Genomic DNA, 18,128 nt, shown 5'->3' with positions numbered 1-18,128 from the left:
CGAAGCGTGCCGAGTGAACCGAGGTCGACATGACCACAGATCCGATCAGACGCCGGGAAATTGTGGCGGGGGCGAGCGTGCTGGTGTTCGCGGCCGCGTGCACCGGCGGGCAGCGGAGTTCCGCGCCCGCGAGTTCGATGTCGTCCCCGCCGACCACGACCTCCGGTGCGCCGCCATCCACCACCGTGCCGCCGAGCACCGAACCACCGCCCCCGGCACCGGGTCCCGCGCCGATCGACGGCACCGTGCTCGCCCGGGTGTCGGATATTCCGGTCGGATCGGGTGCAATTCTCGGCGATACCGTCGTCACCCAGCCCAGCGCCGGAACCTTTCTGGCCTTCTCCACCGTCTGCACCCATCAGGGGTGCGCGGTGAACTCGCTCTCCGGCGGAACGATCAATTGTCCGTGCCACGGCAGCCGTTTCGCCCTGGACGGCTCAGTAGTGGCGGGTCCGGCGACCAGGCCGCTGGTCGCCCGCAAGGTGAGTGTGCGGGACGGTCAGCTCATCGCCGGTCCCGCTCCGGCCGTGCCGGTCGCACCCGCTTCCGAAGAGCAGGCCCCGATCCCGGAGGCCGCCCCGGTCATCACCGACCCCGGTGCACCGGACAACGCCCTCGCCCGAACCTCCGACATCCCCGTCGGCTCCGGCGTGATCATCGGCAATACCGTTGTGACACAGCCGAACCCGGGCACCTTCATCGGCCTCTCGGTGATCTGCACCCACCTCGGCTGCGCCGTGAACGACATCTCCGGCGGCACCGTCAACTGCCCCTGCCACGGCAGCAAATTCAACCTCGACGGTTCCGTCGCGGCGGGCCCCGCCACCCGAGCCCTGGACCCCCGCGAAGTGAATGTGCAAGGGGAGTGGCTGGTTTCGGGCGCGGGCAGCCCCGACGACCCCATCCCGCCACCCAAACCCTGGTGGTGCGAGGTGCTCCCGCCAGGCTGCCTCGGCTGCTGAACATCCCTCGCCGACCCATCAGGTTCGAGGTGAGGACCCCCGTCATCCCGGCGTGCCTTTGGTCGGGATCCACACCCGTCTCTCATCTCAGCGCCAGAAACTGTTGCGGCGCTGCTTCTTCGGGGCGGAGAGCGGTTTCAGGCGGGCGGGTAGTGTGGCCGTCGCGTCCAGCACGATGAGGTTGGCTATGCGGTGCGGCAGGTCCAGGCGGGTGCGCAGGTGCGGCCAGCCGCCGTCGAGGAGTTCGGCCAGGGCGGCGGAGTCCAGATCCAGATCGCAGATGGCGCGGAACAGGGCGTGCGGCTCCAGGTCGTGCTGTTGTGCGCACAGGGTGAGCAGTGCGGGCACCCGGTCGTGTCCGGCGACGATGAGGATCTGCTTCAGCAGTGCGGGTGCGCCGGTGGCGTCCGAGTGTTCGGACATGCGGCGGGCGACGAACTCGTTATCGGTTTCTATTGCCGCGCTGAGCATTTCCCGGTGTTCGGCGATCAGCAGCGGGTCGTCGATCGCCGCCCGGATCAGCGCCGAGACCTCCGCCCGGGTCCAGTCGCCGCGCCCTTTGCCGCTGCGCCCGAAGAGATTCGGCCGCAACCGATTCCGCCCGGCCTGAGCCTGCGGCTGTGCCGCCTGCGCATCGAGCACCGCCAGATCCTCCAGCGCCTGCGGCAGGCCGATGACGCGGCGCAGTGCGCTCCACGCCGGTTTCAGCGCGTCCACCAATTCGGCCGGTTCGGCGCGAACGATGGTGACCGCCTTCATGAGTTCGAAGGCGTCCACCGCCGGGTACCGGGTGCATTCGGCGATGAGTCCGGGCAGCCGGTCCGGCGGCGCACACGCCATGATCTGCTCCAGCACATAGCGATCCCGGCTGGTACAGGAGATATTCACCATGAGCTGCGCGACGATCGCGAGCTGGCTGTACATGGCGGTGCGCAGCAATTGACTGCTACCGGTGTGCACCGCCGGATCGCCGATCTCGGCGCGCACCGTCTCGTACACCAGATAGCGGTCCTTCGCGCCGACGGTGAACTCGCGTAGCGCCCGATGTCGTTGCAGCCGTTCGATGACCAGGGCGCGCTGTTCGGTATCGCCGGTGGTCCAGTCCCGTTCGAGTTGCGGCCAGACGGTTTTGGCATCGCTCGCGCTGAGCGTTCCGGTGTCCAGCCGCCGGAAGGCCGCCGCCGCCACGACTTCACTGAGGTCGAAGCCGAGCTGCCGGGCGACCCGGGTGGCGTGCCCGCGATCGCGGGTCTCGGACATGACCCGATCGATGAGCGTCTGCTCGAAGACCTCGCGCACCTGATTCCGCACCGGAAGATTCGCCAAAGCCGTTGTGACATCGGTGTTGTCGAGTGCGAGATGAATCGCGCGCCGCGCCACGCCGGCATCGGTGAACCAGTCCGGGCTCAGGGTCGGATCGGTGAGCACCTGCACCATTTGCGCGTCATCGAGCAACGCGGGTTCCAGGGCGCGCAATTGCTGTTGATAGCACCACTGCCGAATATCGTTGACCGACACCAGCATCGCGGGTACCGCGAGCCCGGCCCGTCGATGCTCGACGATATCGCGACCCAGCCGTTGATAGGTGTCGGCGATATTGTCGATACCGCTGTCGGCGTCGACGATCCGCCGATCCGGCGGCGGGGGAGCGGTACGGCCGATCACCGCGGTGATACTCGGCAACTCCGCCATGAGCGCGGCACCGGTGGTGAATGTCAACTCCCGCAGCGTGTTCCGTGGCAGCACCCCGTACAGCGCGGACAGCATCCGCACCGCATCGCCCGCATCCTCGACCCGGAGTGCGAGGGTCGGCCCCCGGCCGTCGAGGTGGGCGAGCACCGCGCCCACGAGCACCGGCAGCCAGGACTGCCCGAGGGCGCTCTCGACCGCCCCGGCGAGCCCGCTCCCCGTGTCGGCCGCGGCCTCCGGCCAGCTGTCGGTCGGTGAGACGGACTCGGTGAGGGTGTGCAGGAACGCACCGGATCCGAAGAGCCGCAGCGCCATCGCCCCGTCGAGCTGCTCGCGATTGCCTGCGATCAAATGCGTGACGCAGGTGCCCGGCCGCACCTGGGACGGCGTCTTCAGTCCGGCGACGGCGATCCCCCTGGTCACGGTGAACTCCAGCGCGAACCCCACCGGCTCACCGCCCTCGGGCAGGGTCGCCAGTGATCCCAGTTCGCGCACCGTGAAACCCAGTGCCGCGGGCCAATTCCCGGACCGCGCCACCACACCCACTCCGGCGCCGGAGGATTCGAGATTAACCAGCGCCCAGCCACACACCAGCTGTGGAAATCCAGTCATCGGTAGGCCCGCAGCTCCTCGATCATCTCCAGCATGTACACCACCGGATCGGCCGCGCCGTACGGTTTGAAGACCGGATACGTGCCGTTGCCGCGCTTACCGCAGCCCACCGCCGATACCGGGAAGTACATATTCCACGGAAAGTGAATGGACAGTGCGGAATCCACCGCCGGGAACAGCTGCCGCACCATATTGCGGGTGATCTCGCAGCGCTCCCGGATGCGCGGCGGATCGTAGGCATTGCCCGAACCATTGGTGCTGACCGGGCTGTCCGCCCAATTCGCGGGCGGGGCAACGATATTGGCCTCCGGCAGATCCAGTAGCGAGAGCAGATCGGTCTTGGCGACAATGGTCGATACGTGCAATCGCGGCGGTTCGATGGGCAACTGGATCGGATAGCTGTTCGCCGCGCGCCACAGTTTGGCGATCTGATCGATCATGAGCGTGGTGCGCCCCACGGTCTGCGAATGTTCGACGATATTGCTCAGGCTCTCCTGATCATCGGGATCGGCCTGTTCGCGCATGAGGGCCAAGTATTGCTTGTTCAGCGTGGACGGCACCACGAACCAGAGGAAATCGGCGACCGCCAGATGCGGGCTCACCCGCGCGGCGACCGCGCCGTCGGCGATGTCCTCCCCGGCCACATCCACGAACGCCAGATTCACCGCGCTCGCGGTGTGCACCGAATACGCCGTCACCAGAATGGGTCTGCGCTGTTCCAGCCCGGCCCAGGTGTGGCCCTGGGATTGCCGCTGCGCGTTCATGGCGATGCCGTCGGTGCGCTGGGTCTGGTCCATGGCCATGCGGCGCGGTCCGGTGGCGTCCAGGGCGCGGCGATCGAGCAGGCGGGCTTCCAGGGCGGTCCACAGGCTCGCGGATTTGGGGGAGACGATGAAGGAGAAGCGCCCGGCCAGGTGCGGATCGTTCATCATCGAATGGATCATGGATACGATCAGATGGCTCTTGGACGAGGCCGACTCACCGACGAAGCCGATCACCTTGGTGGGGTGATCGAGGGTGACCGGATCGAGTTCACAACCCTTGGGGCAGCGCAGATTCAGCTTGTCGAAGTAGGTTTCGATCTGTTTGGCATAGCCGCCGTTGCGCTGGCGGATGACGGTGTACCAGCGGTTGCGCTCCCGGTCGTAGCGGAATTCGGTGAGGCAGTTCAGGCAGACGGTTCTCACCGCGTGCACCTCACGAGAGCACCGCGAAGGTCATGACCACGATGGTCAGCACGAAGAACGCCACGCCCACCCGGACGCCTATCCAAAGCCAGTGCGAGGCACGCGAACCCGGGTAGAGGTAACGCTGCCATGCCATGCCCGCCTGTCGATATCTCACCGCATCACCTTTTTAGAAGAGCTTTCCGATCTCGACGACCACCCAGGTGAGCAGCGTGAAAGCCAAGCCGCCCAGCATGATTCCGATGACCGCGGTGGTGGCCAGCAGGGCGGCCACGAAACGGTAGTCGTCCCTGGACAATCCGGCCAAGAGCTTCTGCCTGGACGCCAGCACCGGGGCCGTCAGGTAGCTCCAGGTGGACGAATAGATCAGCGGGTCGGGCGGTTCGGACTCGGTCTCACGCGGCGGACCCGGGGTGAGCACCGATGTCAGGCGTGGCTGATCCGGAACCGCGGGCCGCGGCGCTCTGCTGGATTGCCGCGACCGTTCGATCGCCTCGCGGAAGTAATGCTGGAATTCCGCCGCGGATTGGTGCCGCTGCGTCGGATCCAGCGAAAGTGACTGCTCCAGTACGACTTTGATCTCATCCGGCATCCCGGCCGGACCGTAGGCGTGATTGAGCACCTCGGCGCACACCACCGCGAACGAGTACACATCGCTCAGGTCGGTGATCTGCCCGTGGTGCAGATACTCCGGGGCCGAATACTGCCGGGTGCCCAGCGCCCCGTGCACCTGGGTGAGCCGCTGGACGTTCTCCCGCATTTCGATGGCGATCCCGAAATCGGCGAGCTTGGCGCTCCCGTCCCGGCAGATCATGATGTTCTCGGGCTTGATATCGCGGTGCACCACCTGTTTGGAGTGCGCGTACACCAGTCCGCCGAGCGCATCGGTGAGAATTCGGAGCAGGCTCGGCAGCGCCCAGTTCTCCCGGTACCGCAGATGCTGGCGCAGATTCTCCCCGGCGATGAACTCCATCACCAGAAACGGGTATCTGCGGCCGTTTTCGACGAACACCCCCGCGTCATGCACCATCACGATGTTCACGCTGTTCATCTGGGCCGCGATCCGGGCCTCGCGTTCGAACCGCTCCTGCTGGACCCGCTCATCGCGCTCCAGCGGCATCAAACTGCCCGAGTCGAGCACCTTCACCGCAACTCGCCGTCGCAGCTGCCGGTCCCACGCGTCCCAGACCTCGGCCATACCCCCTCTGCCGACGAGTTCCCGAAGCTCATACCGGCCATTGATCAGCCTCAACCGCGTGCGATCCCTCCAAGCCCGATGAACCGCGCTCCCTCGGCCCACCTAGGACAACTCGAATCCCCGCCGAGTCTACGCGCGCGCCCACCCCGGCACCTCCCCATATTCCGCTGTCCCGCAAAACATTCAGCAAAACCTCAGCCCCCATCGACGCGTAATCATCCGCACCTCTTTCACCAGCCGATTTGCGGTTCCGCACCGGTCTCCGATAACTTCTTCCAGTCGCCCCGGGCAATCGGGGCAACGGGGCTATGGCGCAGCTGGTAGCGCACCTCACTGGCAGTGAGGGGGTCAGGGGTTCGAATCCCCTTAGCTCCACGCATTGGCAAAGCCGCAGGCACTGAGCCTGCGGCTTTGTTCGTTTCACGGGTTGGATTGGGGAGGGCCAGTGAGCCGATTCTGGAAGCACGAGCTACGGGAGGCGCGGGATCGGGCGGCATTCGACGCCACCGACTTCAGCGCCATGAACTTCACCGTCACCACGGTCTCCTTCGACGGTAGCGACGAGGTCGTCGAGACCATGTCGATGGCCGATGCGTTCGCATCGCTCGGGTCGAGTCCGATGTCGGAGTCCGCCGAGGTGCGAACACGCATGTGGGACTGGTTCGCCGAGGCGCTCGCGTACACGCTGTTCACCCTGCCGCCGGACAGCCGCCTGATCTTCGCCAATCTGGTCGACGGCGAGACCGACAGGTTCGTGCGATTCACCAGGTTCGACGAGTTCCTGCTCTGCGAGACGTCGACGACGTACGACAGCGAACAGCGCAATCCGAAGAAGCGGCGCGGCAGCGTCGATATGTGGAGCTATGGCGAATGGCAGGAGCCGGACCCGAAAAAGGGTATGGACAGCTGGTTCCGGATCATCGGATGGCCGGGCGCCTACGCGGAATTCGAAGAGGTCGCGGATGCCGCGGTGGAGGCGTTCCGATACGTCAGTTCGGCGGAATGGCCGCAGGAACTCGTCTCCATCGCCGTCGATGTGAAAACCGACGCGGAGCTCGAGATCCCGCTGTTCGAACACGATCCCGTCGATGCCGAGACGATGACGAGCTTCCCCGCCGAACGGCTGGAGGAATTGCTCGCGATCCACGAGGAGATGCTCGACCATCAGCGGTCCGAAGGCGCTCGCGCGCACCGGCTCCGGGTGGGGATCGCGGGATCCTATGCCCGGAACCAGCACGCTGAGGTGCTGGTGATCGGCGCCGAGGACGATTGGCCCCCGACGCGCGAGCGCACCCTGGATGTCATCGCGCAGACCGGTCCTACGAGTCTGCTGGTAATGGATGTGGTGCTCGATGTGCCCGCGGGCGAGGATGTCGGCGCATACCTGGCGCTGCGTGAATTCGACGAGGTCGATACGCACCAGGGTTCCCGTCCGTACCTCGACGGAATGCTCGCCGCGGACCCGGATTTCGCCGAGGTGCTGCGCGCCAGACCCGCGCTGGCCGAAGCGGTGCGGGCCGGGACGGTGCAGTTGCAGTACCACCTGATGGTCGTCTGCGATGACGGCAGCTTCTCGGCCTGTTCGTACCTCTAGCCCCCGGCCCGGCTCAGTTCATCGAGCCTTCCATCGGAATGTAGATCTCCGCCGCCTCCACGAACGCGCCGCCGATCCGCGCGGCCAGGGCCAGTGCCTCATCGGTCTTGCGCATCGCGACGCGATAGAAGTCGCGGTCGTCATCGTCCTCGCCCAGCTCGAGCAGTTCCTCGGCATTGCGCGCCAGCCAGTGCCGGGTGAGCTGGACGGCGGGCGGGCTGACGAATCCGCCGATCTCGTAGTTGGTCGGAATCGTGTAGTTGGCTTCCCATTCCAGCGCCGGGAATTCCGTGCGCAGCAGGCCCAGTAGCGCCGAGTTGTCGACCAGGCCCGAATAGCCGGTCAGTTCGGCCTCGCGCTCGAGCAGCGTCGGCCAGGCCTTACCGCGCTGGATCCAGCCCGGCAGGATATTCGCGAGAAACTCGACCAGTACGAATTGCAGGTTGCCGGTGAGGACTTCGCCCGGATGAGATTGTTCGCCATTGGGTTTGGTGAACGGCTGCCCGGCACGCAGCGCCCGCACCGCATTGCGCAGCAGCACGATCTTGCCGGAAATCCCTTCGGCGAGATGCTGATCCGCCGGGAGTCTGCCCTCGGTATCCGGCCGCACCCGGCCCGGCAGGCGCGAGTCCAGAATCGAGAGCTGGTGCATCGCAATCTGATCCACCTGATCCGGGGTGCACCGGTTGTACTGCAGCACCGTCTCCGCGACATCCTCCGGAGATTGCGCGGTGACGAAATACGGTCGCCCCCACACATACAGCTGTGCGTCGAAGCCACTGTCGTGCCCGATCGCCTGCATCGCTCCCAGCCCCCAGGCGTTGGCCCGGAACCGGACCTTGGCCTGCTCCACGCCGAACCGGATCAGATCATCCAGATCCCGGTCGTCGCCGTAACCGGCGATATACGGAAGCACCCGGCTTTCGGCCATCCGCATATCAACCGCATGAAAACTAACGTCGTACCCCATAATTGCCAGACAGTACCGGCACTGCCAGGCAACACAATCGACCAGTCTGTTTTCGGGTTCTCACTGCCGCCGGAACAGTTCGAGGTTTTCGCGCAGGAAGTCGTCCAGGGTGCGCGGGCTGCTGCCGAGCAGCCGGGTGACGGTGTCGGTGGGGTGTTCGGGGCGGGTCACCGCGAGCTGCTGGATCTCCATCACGTGGGTGGCGAGCCAGGGTGGCATACCGGCTTCTCGAATGAGGCTGTCGCGGAACGCGGTTGGCGGTAGGTCCAGGTAGCGGATGGGGTGGCCGAGCAGCCGGGTGAGGCGAGTGGCCAGTTCCGCGTGGGTGATCGCCTCGGTGCCGGTGAGTGTGTAAGTGCGGCCGGTGAGTTCGGGGCGGGTGAAGACGGCTGCGGCCACATCGGCGATATCACGGCAATCGATGTAGTTGCAGGCGGCGGTGCCCATGGCTCCGGTGAACAGGGACCGAGCGGCGATGCCGGGGGCAAGGGTGAGCAGCTTCTGCATGAATGCGTAGGGGCGCAGGATGGTGTGTTCCATTCGGGACGCGCGCAGCTGCTCCTCGATGGCGTGGTGCCAGCGTGAAAAGGTAACGGGGGAACCGGGTTCGGCGGCCGGGGCGGAGAGTTTGACGATGTGCTCGATGCCGGTGGCCGCCGCGATATCGATGCACCGGTTCTCCAGTTCGATCTGGCGCGGACCGTTGGTCATGGTGAGGAACAGTTGCCGGGCATCGGTGAACGCGGCTCGCAGTGTGGCGGGATCCGTCGCGTCGGCGGGGTGGATTTCGGTCCATTGCAGCGTGGCTGGCGACAGCTCGGCGCGCAGGCGTTCGGGGTCGCGGGTGAGGGCCCGGCTCGGCCTGCCGAGCGCGGCGAGCCCGCGTACCAACGCGGATCCCGTTGCACTCGACGCGCCCATGACGACGATCATTGCGAATCCCTTCGGGCGCTGCCGATCCAGCGCCAAGTGGTGATGGTCGCCGCGAGCGCCGCGGCGATGGGGAAGTCGATACGGATGCGGTCGGGCAGGCCGGGCAGGTAATGCGTTGCGAGCCAGGCGATTAACGCCGCGAGCGCGGCTGCGGCGACGGCAGCGGCGGCGACGATGGGAACCCTCGGTGTGCCCGAATGCCGTCGATATCTCCTGCCTCGCAACAACATTCCAATGAGCGCGGCAACGATGGCGGAAGTTCCCGCGATCGAGGTGAACGCCGCGTACAGCAGATCCCGTTGCCCGGTGAGCAGGCCGCCGATACCGGCGGACAGCGCGGGTGCGAGGTAGGCGACCAGGACTTCGCGCCACAGCACGAACTTCGGTGGCGGCTTGTCGAACATATCGTTAGGAACCTAACTATGTGTCTACAAAAAAGCGCGCGGGGCGACGGACCTCAGTCCGCGACCAGCGCGCCGATACCGGAGGTGATGCGCTCGAGCAGATCGAGGAAGAGCGTGCGCTCCTCCGGGGTCAGGGTGGCGACCATGGATTGCAGGCGGGCGAAGTGTTCGGGTGCGATCTCCCGCAGCCTGCTCGCACCGCGGGCGGTGAGGACGACCATGACGGAACGGCCGTCCTCGCCGGATCGCGTGCGGCACACCAGTTTTTCCTTCTCCAGCGTGTCTATCAGCCCGGTTACCGTGGCCCGGGTGACACCGAGGGCGGCCGCCAGCTGCGAGGGCGATTGCTCGCCGTCGCAATCCTCGAGGTGGGCCAGTAGCCGGTAGCGGCCGGTGGACAGCCCGAATCTGGCGAAATGAATCTCGGTGGCCTGGCTCAGTTTCGCCCCGGTGGCCAGCAGTCGTACCGCGACGAGTACCGCCTGCGGGTCCGCCTCGCGCTCCAGTCCGTATCGCCGGAGCTGGGAGCGGGCCTGTGCCAGGGTGGGGGTCGCCGCCCCGGTCGAATCGGTGTCCACCCGACTAATATGGCACCTAACTACTGTTTCGGCAAGGTGGCGAGCATCGGCAGGAGCAGGTCGGGGCGGTACATGATGTCGTAATGCGTTGTGCCCTGCGCTACTTCCAGACGGGCCAGGTTGGGATGCGCGGCATTGAGCCGGGTGACCGTATCGGCGGCGTGCTCCCGGAAGATCACATCGGATTCCGCGGTCACGACCAGGGTGGGGGCCTGGATCTCGGCCAGTCGCGCCGTCCAGTCGTAGTTCTGGGCGAGCAGTTCCCTGGTCTTGGTGACCAGGGAGGTCCAGCCGTTCGGATCCGGGGCGATAGCGGTGTAGAGCTGGTGCAGCGGGGTGCCGCGCATGGCCTCCGGATCGAGTGCGGCCATGCCCGCGCGGCTTTCGGGCCGCCAGCCGTCCGATCGGAACGGCGCGCCGATCACGACCAACCCGCTGACCAGCTCCGGTGTGCGCGCGGCCACCTGCATGGCCACCGACCCGCCGAGCGAATACCCGACGATATCGGCCTTGCCGAGATTCAGATGGGTGATGAGCGCCGAGACGTCCTCGGCGAGCGATTCATAGGCCAGCGGCCGATCGCGATCCGGGGTGTGGCCGTGCGCCTGCAACTCCACCGAGATCACCCGGCGGGTCTTGGCGAGCTCGGAAACGTAAGGACCGAAAGTGGATTCGGCGGTGCCGAGCCCGCCGTGCAGCAGCACCATCGGTCGTCCGGAACCCTGCGTCTCGTAATAGACACTGCCGCCGTTGATCTGGGCGTAGTGGCCTTTGCCGTCGGCCGATGCGCGATCGGCCGCCGCGACGGGCGTGGTCGCGGACGTGCCAGCGTCGGCGGTGTCGTCGTTGCCGCAGCCACTGACGATCAGTGCGGATAATGCGACCAGAGCGGTCAGCGGCAGAATGCGGATTCGCATGGAATTGATCCTTTCGAAAATAAGAAGTAAGCGGGCGCGTCAGTGCGCCAATTGATCCGCGCTGATCAGGAATTCCCCCGAAACCGGCGTCAGCAGTCCGATATTCGGATTGTGGCTCAGCTTGGGTATTTCGGTATGACGCGCGTTCGGAAGCACCGCGGTGATGGCGCGCGCGGCGGTGCGCAGCAGTGCTCCACTCTTACCGCCGGAGATGACCAGGGTCGGAATTTGGATATTCGCCCAATCGGCCGGGCGCAATGCCTCACCGCGCATGAACGGACCCATGACCGCCCAGTCGTGCGCGGCGGCGGGTGCGGTGGCCAGCAGACTCTTCCAGAAGGGGGTGAAGCGCATGATCGCGGTGAACGCGCGGGGCATACCCATCGCATTGATCATGTAGTAGCGCACCACATCCGCACGCCGGTCCGCGGCGATCAACTCATGCAGCCGCACCGCCAAATTGGCCGGTGGCACGAAGTTCTCGCGATCGGTGACGAAGGGCGGTTCGAAGGCGATCACCTTGGTGAGGCCCGGAATCCGGCCCGAGGCGGCGGCCTGCAACGCCAGGCCCGCACCCGAGGACCAGCCGAAAATCGCGGCCCGGCCGCCGACCGCCTCGACCAGTGCGGCGAGATCGTCGATCTCATTGCCGACGTGATACTCGCCGGGGGAATCGGTGCTGTCACCGCGCCCGCGCCGGTCGTAGTTCACCACCGTGAGGCCGTAATCGTGCGCCAATTTCTGGGCCAATTCCACCATTTTCGGGAATTTCCGGTAGCTGAACGCTCCGCCGATCAGAATCACCGTTCCGGCGTCACCGCCACCGACGCGATCGTATGCCAGTTCGACGCCCCCGGGCGTAATAATGGTTTCCAACGTAATGTCCTTCTCGGCGAATGGGTTTCAGCGGCGATATCCGGCGCGCTCACCTGTCAGGACGACGGTTCGCGCCGGAATTCATCACTCGCTCACTGTGATGCGCGACATATGTTTTCGGTCCGCAGCACAATCTTCGCCAACGGCCGCGGGGCCCGGCAAGCGCCGAGTCGGCAACGCCGGGTGTAGCCGCGCTCAACGCTCACTCGTGTTGTGCGGCTTCGGCGATGACTTCGAGGAAGGGTGGTACGAGTGGGTTCCGGCCCGCGCTCGGCCACATGAGGCCGTAGTCGATGGTCGGCCCATCGTGAACGGGCACGAACACGATGCCGGGGCGGGCGTGGAATTGTTCGGCGCGCAGTGCCACGGTGCTGACCCCGATGCCCTGGCTCACGTGTACCAGAACCTCGGGCCAGAAGGTGGTGGCCGGTCCCTGCGGGATCGGGCGGCCGGACGGGGTTCGGCGCGGGAAGTGGTGGTCCATCCAGTAGCGCGGGATCAGCGCGTCGTCGAGGGTGACCAGTGTGGTGTCCGCGAGGTCCTCCAGCGCCACCGATTCCCGCGTTGCGAATGAATGTCCCTGCGGGACAAGCAATCCGCGGGGTTCGCTGAACATGATCGCGCCGGTGGTGATGTCGGGTTCGGCGATCGGGAATTCGGTCAGCTGCAGATCCACCGCGCCCGAACGCATTCGGCCCAGTGGGTCGGTGAGTTGGATTTCCTCGATGTCGACGGCGGTGTGCGGGTAGCGGTTTCGGAACAGTTCGGTTGCGCGTACCAGGAGGTTCCCGCTCCAGGCTCCGGAGAAGCCGAGGGTGATGGTGCGTTGAACGTTGTGGCCGCGGCTGGCGGCGGTGACGCCGGCGGAGATCTGGTCGTAGGCGGGGCGCAGATCATCGCGCAGCTGTTTCCCGAGCGGGGTGAGCGTCACCGTGCGGCTGTTGCGCTCGAAAAGCGGTGCACCGATGCGCCTTTCGAGCTTGCGGATGGTCTGGCTGATCCGGCTCGTCGTCACGTGCAGGCGTTCGGCGGTGCGGCCGAAGTGCAGTTGTTCGGCGAGCGTGAGAAACGCCTCCAGCTCGAGCCGCTCCAGCATGTGTTCCTCCATCGTGAAGCCGGACTCAACGCAGCGTTCGGAATTTCATGAACGATCGCCAAAGTACATTGCGTTTACTGTTTGATCAACATTCGCGCGCGGCACCTCGGATGCACATTGCAATGGTTATGCGCGTAAATGCAATGCGTTTCGCGAACCCTGCTTTGCAATGAGGTGAGCGTGAACGCATACTGGCCAGCGGCGCGGGCAGCGCCGCACCACGATTCGGCAGATAGGACACCGGCACCGATGCCCGGAGGCAGGCTCACCGATGAAGACCGTCAACGCATCGCCGCCGGACTGGCGGCCGGGCTCGCCTACGCGGAAATCGGGCGTCGACTCGATCGGCCCGCGTCCACCATCATGCGTGAGGTCACCCGCAACGGCGGCCCCGACGGATACCGGGCGGCCCAGGCGCACAGGGACACTCGTCAACGCGCGCGTCGCAGGAAGGAGCCCCGGCCCGCCACGCCGCCGCCGCTCGACACCGCGCACGGCCGCGATCCGGGCGCGGTTCGGGACATCAGCGAGACCTTCACCGATCAACTGATGGCGCAGGGCCTGCCGCGCATGGAGGCCCGAGTGCTGTCCTGTCTGCAATTCTCCGATTCCGGCGCTCTCACCGCCGCCGATCTGGTACGACGGCTGAGCGTCAGTGCCGCATCGGTTTCGCATGCCGTCGGGTTCCTGGAGAGTCAGTCCATGCTCCGCCGCGAGCGCGTCCCCGGTCTGCGCCGCGAACGCTATGTCATCGATGACAAGGTCTGGTTGTGCAGTCTGCTGACCTCGATGCAGACGAATCACGCGCTGGCCGTCACCTCCAAACGAGCCGCCGAGATCCTCGGCCCCGGCACCCCCGCCGGGACGCGCTTCGAATACGCCGCCGAAATCCTGGACCTGGTGAATCACGCGCTGAACGGGGCCATGGACGAATGGCGTCGCATTCTCGCCGAACGCGATGGCGGCCGTCGCTAGCGAGTCGTCCGCCAGCTTGCGGCCTGCGCATCGCTACCATCGCACTGCTTGCCTTTGGTAACGAGAATGTGCGATGAGGGGAGTACGACAATGCGATTCATGCTGTTCGGCGCTGTTGCCGCCACGTTCATCGGTGCGGGTGCGGCGATTGCGACGCCCGCCACGGCCGATCCCGGGGATGCCTGTCAGCTCGGCTGGTCGAATGTCGGACCGCGCACCTGCGCCAAGACCGATTTCACGCTCAGCCCGGTGTTCACGCTCGGAAACGGCGTGTGCGCGGGGATGCTGTCCGCGGGCGGAACCGGATTCGACGGTCCGCTCGCGCAGTACACCGAGGCTCCGGGTGCCGCGCATGCGGTCGTGCTGCGTGTGACACAAGGGTTTTCGCCGGTGGGCGAATGGGGGCCGCAATTGCTGGCCTGTGATGTGACGGCCGTCGTGGATTGGCAGAATCTCGACAGCGGTCAGGCCGGTACGGTGACCCGCTTCATTCCAGCGGGCCAGCGATTGAGTCCGGCGATCATCCTCGCCGAAACCGGTTCCGGCCGAGTGCGACTCACGCTCCGCACCGATAAGCCGAATATCCCGGCCGTGACCGAGATATTCGTGCCGTAGCGCGCTAGCCGGAGATGCTGGGCAGCGGGCAGCCGAAGCTGCCGGTGGCGGCGGAGGCGCGGACCTGAACGGTCAGCGGTGCCAGCGTGATCCAGTCGGAGCCCCAGCCGCCGGTCGCGGTGAGCACATGCTGGCCGGCGGTCTTCGGGGTCCAGGTGACCTTCGCCGGGCTGGGGATCAGGCCGCCCACTTTGCCGGTGCCGATGACGGCGCCGTTGTCGGAGAACGTGATCGGCATGCTGTTGGTCGAACTGCTGCCGCCGCCGACGATATCTCCACTGGTCAGGGTGTAACTGCACCCGGCCTGCGGCGCCGATGAGCCATCCAGCGTCACGGCGCCGTAGTCGGCCGCCGCCGCGTTCGGGGCGGTCGCCAGCAATACCGCGCCGAGTCCGGCGACCGCCGTCGCGGCGAGCTTGGCGCCGCGCACCCGAGAAGTTGTCATGAGAGCCCTTCCACTACGAAATGCCCATGCGTTCATGGACCTCCGGCACGAATTCGAGATCACGCCGATCAAGTGAAATTATCACGCTTCAAATTGCGTGGAGCTTGATTCAGGCAGCTGAAGATGGGGGCTTGACGAGCGCTCAGAAGGCGGCCAGGCGGGCCAATTCCACTCGATTGGCGACGCCGAGTTTGGGGAAGGCCCGATAGAGATGATGGCCAACGGTTTTGGGGCTGATGAAGAGTTTCGCGCCTATCTCCTTGTTCGTGGCCCCGGTGGCGGCGAGCCGGACCACCTGGAGTTCCTGCGGGGTGAGGGCGGCGACGGCTTCGATCGTGGGGGTGGCGAGCTGAGGTGAGGCATCCCCGGCGGCGCGGAGTTCGGTGCGGGCGTGGGCGCCCCAGGGGAGCGCGCCCAGACGGTCGAAAGTCTCTGCGGCGAAGCGCAATTGGGTGCGGGCCTCGCCGATGCTGCGTTCGCGGCGCAGCCATTCGCCGTAGAGCAGCGCGGTGCGCGCCTGGTCGTACCGAAGACCTTCGGACGCTTGGATTTTCAGAGCGGTGGCATAGGCTTCGCCATTCCCGTCGAGCAGGGCGCGCGAGCGCAGCGCGATGGCGTCGGCGAAGGGGGAGCCCAGGGCGGCGGTCCAGTGCTCGATCTCCGCCATCGCCGCCGCGGCGCGTTCGGGTTGCCGCGCCCGGACCGCGGCTTCGACCAGATCGCGCAGCAGATGCAGCCAGTGCCCGCGAATCCGGTTGGGAACGCGGTGTAGTGCGTCCAGACGATCCAGTGCCGGTTCATAGCGTCCATGCGCGAGATCGAGCAGGCTCAGCGCCCATTCGTGATGCACGTGGTCGATGAAATTGTCCTGGCCGAAGGAGCGGTGCGATGCCATCAATTCGTGGCAGCGCTGCTCATCGCCGCGAAAACCGGCGATCAGCGCGAGATAGGTCTCGCCGGTGGCGATATTGCCGCCCTGGCCGATATCGCGGGCGACCCGTTGCGCCTGCGCCGCCATCGATTCGGCTTCGTGCAACCGGCCCAGCATGAGTTCGGAGGCGGTGGCGAGCAGGGCCGCGGTGGGGAACCGGCTGATCATGCCCCGGCTCTGCGCGCTGTCCAGCATTCGGTTGGCCAGCGTCCGCGCGTCCTCGAGGTCGCCGATGAGCATGGCCTGCCCGGTCGCCGCCAGCATCAGCGCCGGATCCTCGGTGCTATGCCCGGCCGCGACGGTCGCCCGCACGATCGTGATCCCCGTGGACAGCTCATCGGTATGCAGAGCCAGCGGTCCGTCCATCGCGGCGAGGAATGCCGCGCGCTCGCCGTCGGGCAGTCGCAGCGCCGCCAGTTTGGCGCGTGCGGCGCGTGCGGATACCGGATCGCCCATGGCCCAGGACGCGTGGCCCGCCTGGAGAAACAGTGGACCCGCGCGTTCGGGGTCGACGGCGGCGACGTGGTCGGCCGCCGCGACCAGTGAGTCCCGCGATTTGCGCAGATTGCCGCGTTCGAATTCGATGAATGCGTCGATCCAGCCCAGCCGAGCGCGGCCGTCGGCGGCCAGCGGCAGCTGTTCGGTCTGTCGTGCCAGGTCCGATGCGCGCTGATAGCCGCCGGCCGCGGCCGCCCATTCGGTGGCGAGCAGCATTCGGCGACTGCGGATTTCGCGATCGGGGGTGAGCAGGGCGGCGCGTTCCATGGCGGCGGAGGCGGCCGAATATCCGGCGCGGTTCACCGCCCGCGCGGCCGCGGACTCCAGCAGTGCGGCGGTGTCCTCGTCCTGGCCGATGGTCGCGGCGGCCAGATGCCAGGCGCGACCATCCGGATCGTCGGTCGACAGGGCCGCGAGTTCGGTGTGCGCGGACTGGCGTTCACGGAAGGTCGCGCCGTGATAGACGGCCGCGCGGGCGAGTGGATGCCGGAATCGAATCGCTTGCGCGGTGATATCGATCAGTCCGGCGGTCTCGGCCTCGGTCAGGCTGTCGTGATCGAGACCGAGCGCGTCCAGCGCCTGCAATATGAGCCGTGGATCACCGGCCGGTTCGGCGGCCGCGATCAGCAGTGCGGTCCGGCAGCCCGCGGAATGCGCGGCGATCTGGCGCTGATAGCCGCTGGCGATCCGATACGGGAGCGGGAGCGGGCCGACGGGCAGTGCGTCCAGGTCCATGCGCGGAAGTTCCAGCAGCGCCAGGGGATTTCCACCGGCCTCCCGTAGAACTCTGCGCCGCACAGCATGATTCAGGCTCGGCCAGCGGTCGGCGAGCAGTGCGGCGGCGGCGCGCTCATCGAGCGGCGGCAGCGGGAGTTCGGGCACTCCGGGGAGTTCGGCGTCGCCGCGGCTGGCGAAGAGCATCACGATGCCTTCCGCGCCGAGCCTGCGCGCGGCGAACCGCAGCGCTTCCGCGGATGCCCGGTCCAGCCACTGCACATCGTCGACCGTGCACAGCACCGGTTGTTCGTCGGCGAGTTCGGCGAGCAGCGAGAGTGTGGCCAAGCCCACCAGGAAGCGATCGACCGGCTGGGTCGCGACGGTGAGGCCGATCACCGCCCGCAGTGCGTCCGCCTGCGGTTGCGGGAGCGTGTCCAGGGGCAGTGCCTCGATATGCCCGCAGGCGGCGATCAGTAGTGCGTGCAATCCGGCGAAGGGGAATTCGGAGTCGCCGTCCACCCCGGCACAACGCAGTATCCGCCACGTTCCGCCGGTCAGCTCCACCGCGCGGTCCAGCAGTGCGGTCTTGCCGGAGCCCGCGTCGGCGACGATTTCCAGGGCAGCGCTCTGACCTTTCCCGGCCTGGTTCAGAAGTGTGCTGATCCGCCGTTCCTCGAGCTCTCGGCCGTACAGCATGCAGCCAAACTTATCGGTGAGGCAAAGGCGCGGCAAACAGGTACTTTCTAGGGCACATGCCCGATACCGCCCCGCCCCGCGCCTTCCTAGGGTCTCTAACGGAGATCGGAACGACCATCCGGTTTGCGTCGCTTCGATGTCGAGGGGTTGACGAAGCGCACCGACCGCCACCGGATGGCGTCCCGTCCCATCGGTATTCCTTCACCACCGTCACTCGGGCGTTCCGCGACGCAGA

17 protein-coding genes and 1 tRNA gene are annotated in these 18,128 nt (G+C 66.5%); 5 read left to right on the top strand and 13 right to left on the bottom strand.

Features of this window, described 5'->3' with window-relative positions; genetic code table 11:
• Nucleotides 1–29 precede the first annotated feature (29 nt).
• Nucleotides 30–962, top strand: a complete 933-nt coding sequence (locus tag ACFC4D_RS38515) for a ubiquinol-cytochrome c reductase iron-sulfur subunit (protein ID WP_376070898.1) — start codon at nucleotides 30–32, stop codon at nucleotides 960–962.
• An 87-nt stretch (nucleotides 963–1,049) separates the two neighbouring features.
• On the opposite strand, the gene ACFC4D_RS38510 is transcribed toward ACFC4D_RS38515, so the two are convergent.
• From ACFC4D_RS38510 to ACFC4D_RS38495, 4 genes are read right to left on the bottom strand one after another with little or no spacing between them, the layout of a single operon-like run.
• Nucleotides 1,050–3,263, bottom strand: a complete 2,214-nt coding sequence (locus ACFC4D_RS38510) for a hypothetical protein (RefSeq protein ID WP_376070895.1) — start codon at nucleotides 3,261–3,263, stop codon at nucleotides 1,050–1,052.
• Nucleotides 3,260–4,450, bottom strand: coding sequence for a hypothetical protein (locus ACFC4D_RS38505; protein ID WP_364638842.1), 1,191 nt, complete (start codon nucleotides 4,448–4,450; stop codon nucleotides 3,260–3,262). Before ACFC4D_RS38505 ends, ACFC4D_RS38510 begins: the two co-directional genes overlap by 4 nt.
• Nucleotides 4,451–4,460: 10 nt before the next feature.
• Nucleotides 4,461–4,607 carry a hypothetical protein gene (locus ACFC4D_RS38500; RefSeq protein ID WP_364638839.1) on the bottom strand — a complete coding sequence of 49 codons (147 nt, stop codon included), beginning with the start codon at nucleotides 4,605–4,607 and terminating at the stop codon, nucleotides 4,461–4,463.
• A gap of 12 nt (nucleotides 4,608–4,619) precedes the next feature.
• Nucleotides 4,620–5,750: a serine/threonine-protein kinase gene (locus tag ACFC4D_RS38495; protein ID WP_376070893.1), complete on the bottom strand. Its 1,131-nt coding sequence runs from the start codon at nucleotides 5,748–5,750 to the stop codon at nucleotides 4,620–4,622.
• A 200-nt stretch (nucleotides 5,751–5,950) separates the two neighbouring features.
• Here ACFC4D_RS38495 and ACFC4D_RS38490 point away from each other — a divergent pair.
• Both ACFC4D_RS38490 and ACFC4D_RS38485 read left to right on the top strand, forming a co-directional pair.
• Nucleotides 5,951–6,023, top strand: a tRNA-Ala gene (locus ACFC4D_RS38490).
• 70 nt (nucleotides 6,024–6,093) lie between these two features.
• On the top strand, nucleotides 6,094–7,242 hold the full coding sequence (locus ACFC4D_RS38485; protein WP_376070890.1) for a hypothetical protein: 1,149 nt from the start codon (nucleotides 6,094–6,096) through the stop codon (nucleotides 7,240–7,242).
• A gap of 13 nt (nucleotides 7,243–7,255) precedes the next feature.
• Here ACFC4D_RS38485 and ACFC4D_RS38480 read toward each other — a convergent pair whose 3' ends face one another.
• The 7 genes from ACFC4D_RS38480 to ACFC4D_RS38450 form a co-directional block, all read right to left on the bottom strand.
• Nucleotides 7,256–8,173, bottom strand: a complete 918-nt coding sequence (locus ACFC4D_RS38480) for a hypothetical protein (protein WP_376070888.1) — start codon at nucleotides 8,171–8,173, stop codon at nucleotides 7,256–7,258.
• A gap of 99 nt (nucleotides 8,174–8,272) precedes the next feature.
• A complete protein-coding gene (locus tag ACFC4D_RS38475) occupies nucleotides 8,273–9,145 on the bottom strand; it encodes an NmrA family NAD(P)-binding protein (RefSeq protein WP_376070885.1) in 873 nt (290 codons plus the stop codon).
• The gene (locus ACFC4D_RS38470; protein ID WP_376070884.1) at nucleotides 9,142–9,549 is read right to left on the bottom strand and encodes a hypothetical protein; all 408 of its coding nucleotides are present in this window, start codon (nucleotides 9,547–9,549) and stop codon (nucleotides 9,142–9,144) included. Before ACFC4D_RS38470 ends, ACFC4D_RS38475 begins: the two co-directional genes overlap by 4 nt.
• Before the next feature lie 53 nt (nucleotides 9,550–9,602).
• Nucleotides 9,603–10,127: a MarR family winged helix-turn-helix transcriptional regulator gene (locus ACFC4D_RS38465; protein ID WP_376070882.1), complete on the bottom strand. Its 525-nt coding sequence runs from the start codon at nucleotides 10,125–10,127 to the stop codon at nucleotides 9,603–9,605.
• Between the two features lie 20 nt (nucleotides 10,128–10,147).
• A complete protein-coding gene (locus ACFC4D_RS38460) occupies nucleotides 10,148–11,044 on the bottom strand; it encodes an alpha/beta fold hydrolase (protein WP_376070879.1) in 897 nt (298 codons plus the stop codon).
• 39 nt (nucleotides 11,045–11,083) lie between these two features.
• Nucleotides 11,084–11,920 (bottom strand): alpha/beta fold hydrolase, encoded by an 837-nt coding sequence (locus tag ACFC4D_RS38455; protein WP_376070877.1) that lies wholly within the window; start codon nucleotides 11,918–11,920, stop codon nucleotides 11,084–11,086.
• 202 nt (nucleotides 11,921–12,122) lie between these two features.
• A complete protein-coding gene (locus ACFC4D_RS38450) occupies nucleotides 12,123–13,016 on the bottom strand; it encodes a LysR family transcriptional regulator (RefSeq protein ID WP_376070874.1) in 894 nt (297 codons plus the stop codon).
• A 249-nt stretch (nucleotides 13,017–13,265) separates the two neighbouring features.
• Between ACFC4D_RS38450 and ACFC4D_RS38445 the strand changes: the two genes are divergently transcribed.
• Together ACFC4D_RS38445 and ACFC4D_RS38440 are read left to right on the top strand one after the other, a co-directional pair.
• Nucleotides 13,266–13,991 (top strand): helix-turn-helix domain-containing protein, encoded by a 726-nt coding sequence (locus tag ACFC4D_RS38445; protein WP_375968560.1) that lies wholly within the window; start codon nucleotides 13,266–13,268, stop codon nucleotides 13,989–13,991.
• A 90-nt stretch (nucleotides 13,992–14,081) separates the two neighbouring features.
• The gene (locus ACFC4D_RS38440) at nucleotides 14,082–14,606 is read left to right on the top strand and encodes a hypothetical protein (RefSeq protein ID WP_376070872.1); all 525 of its coding nucleotides are present in this window, start codon (nucleotides 14,082–14,084) and stop codon (nucleotides 14,604–14,606) included.
• A gap of 4 nt (nucleotides 14,607–14,610) precedes the next feature.
• Here the strand turns inward: ACFC4D_RS38440 and ACFC4D_RS38435 are convergent, their stop codons facing one another.
• Both ACFC4D_RS38435 and ACFC4D_RS38430 read right to left on the bottom strand, forming a co-directional pair.
• Nucleotides 14,611–15,051, bottom strand: coding sequence for a hypothetical protein (locus ACFC4D_RS38435; protein ID WP_376070869.1), 441 nt, complete (start codon nucleotides 15,049–15,051; stop codon nucleotides 14,611–14,613).
• Between the two features lie 142 nt (nucleotides 15,052–15,193).
• Entirely contained in the window at nucleotides 15,194–17,893 is a 2,700-nt protein-coding gene (locus tag ACFC4D_RS38430) for a LuxR C-terminal-related transcriptional regulator (protein WP_376070866.1), read from the bottom strand.
• Nucleotides 17,894–18,128: the final 235 nt, after the last annotated feature.

The sequence above is a fragment of the Nocardia sp. NPDC056000 genome (assembly GCF_042269265.1).
Taxonomy (GTDB): Bacteria; Actinomycetota; Actinomycetes; order Mycobacteriales; family Mycobacteriaceae; genus Nocardia.
Note: the sequence above shows the minus strand (reverse complement) of the source record. Positions and strands in the feature narration are given on the sequence as shown.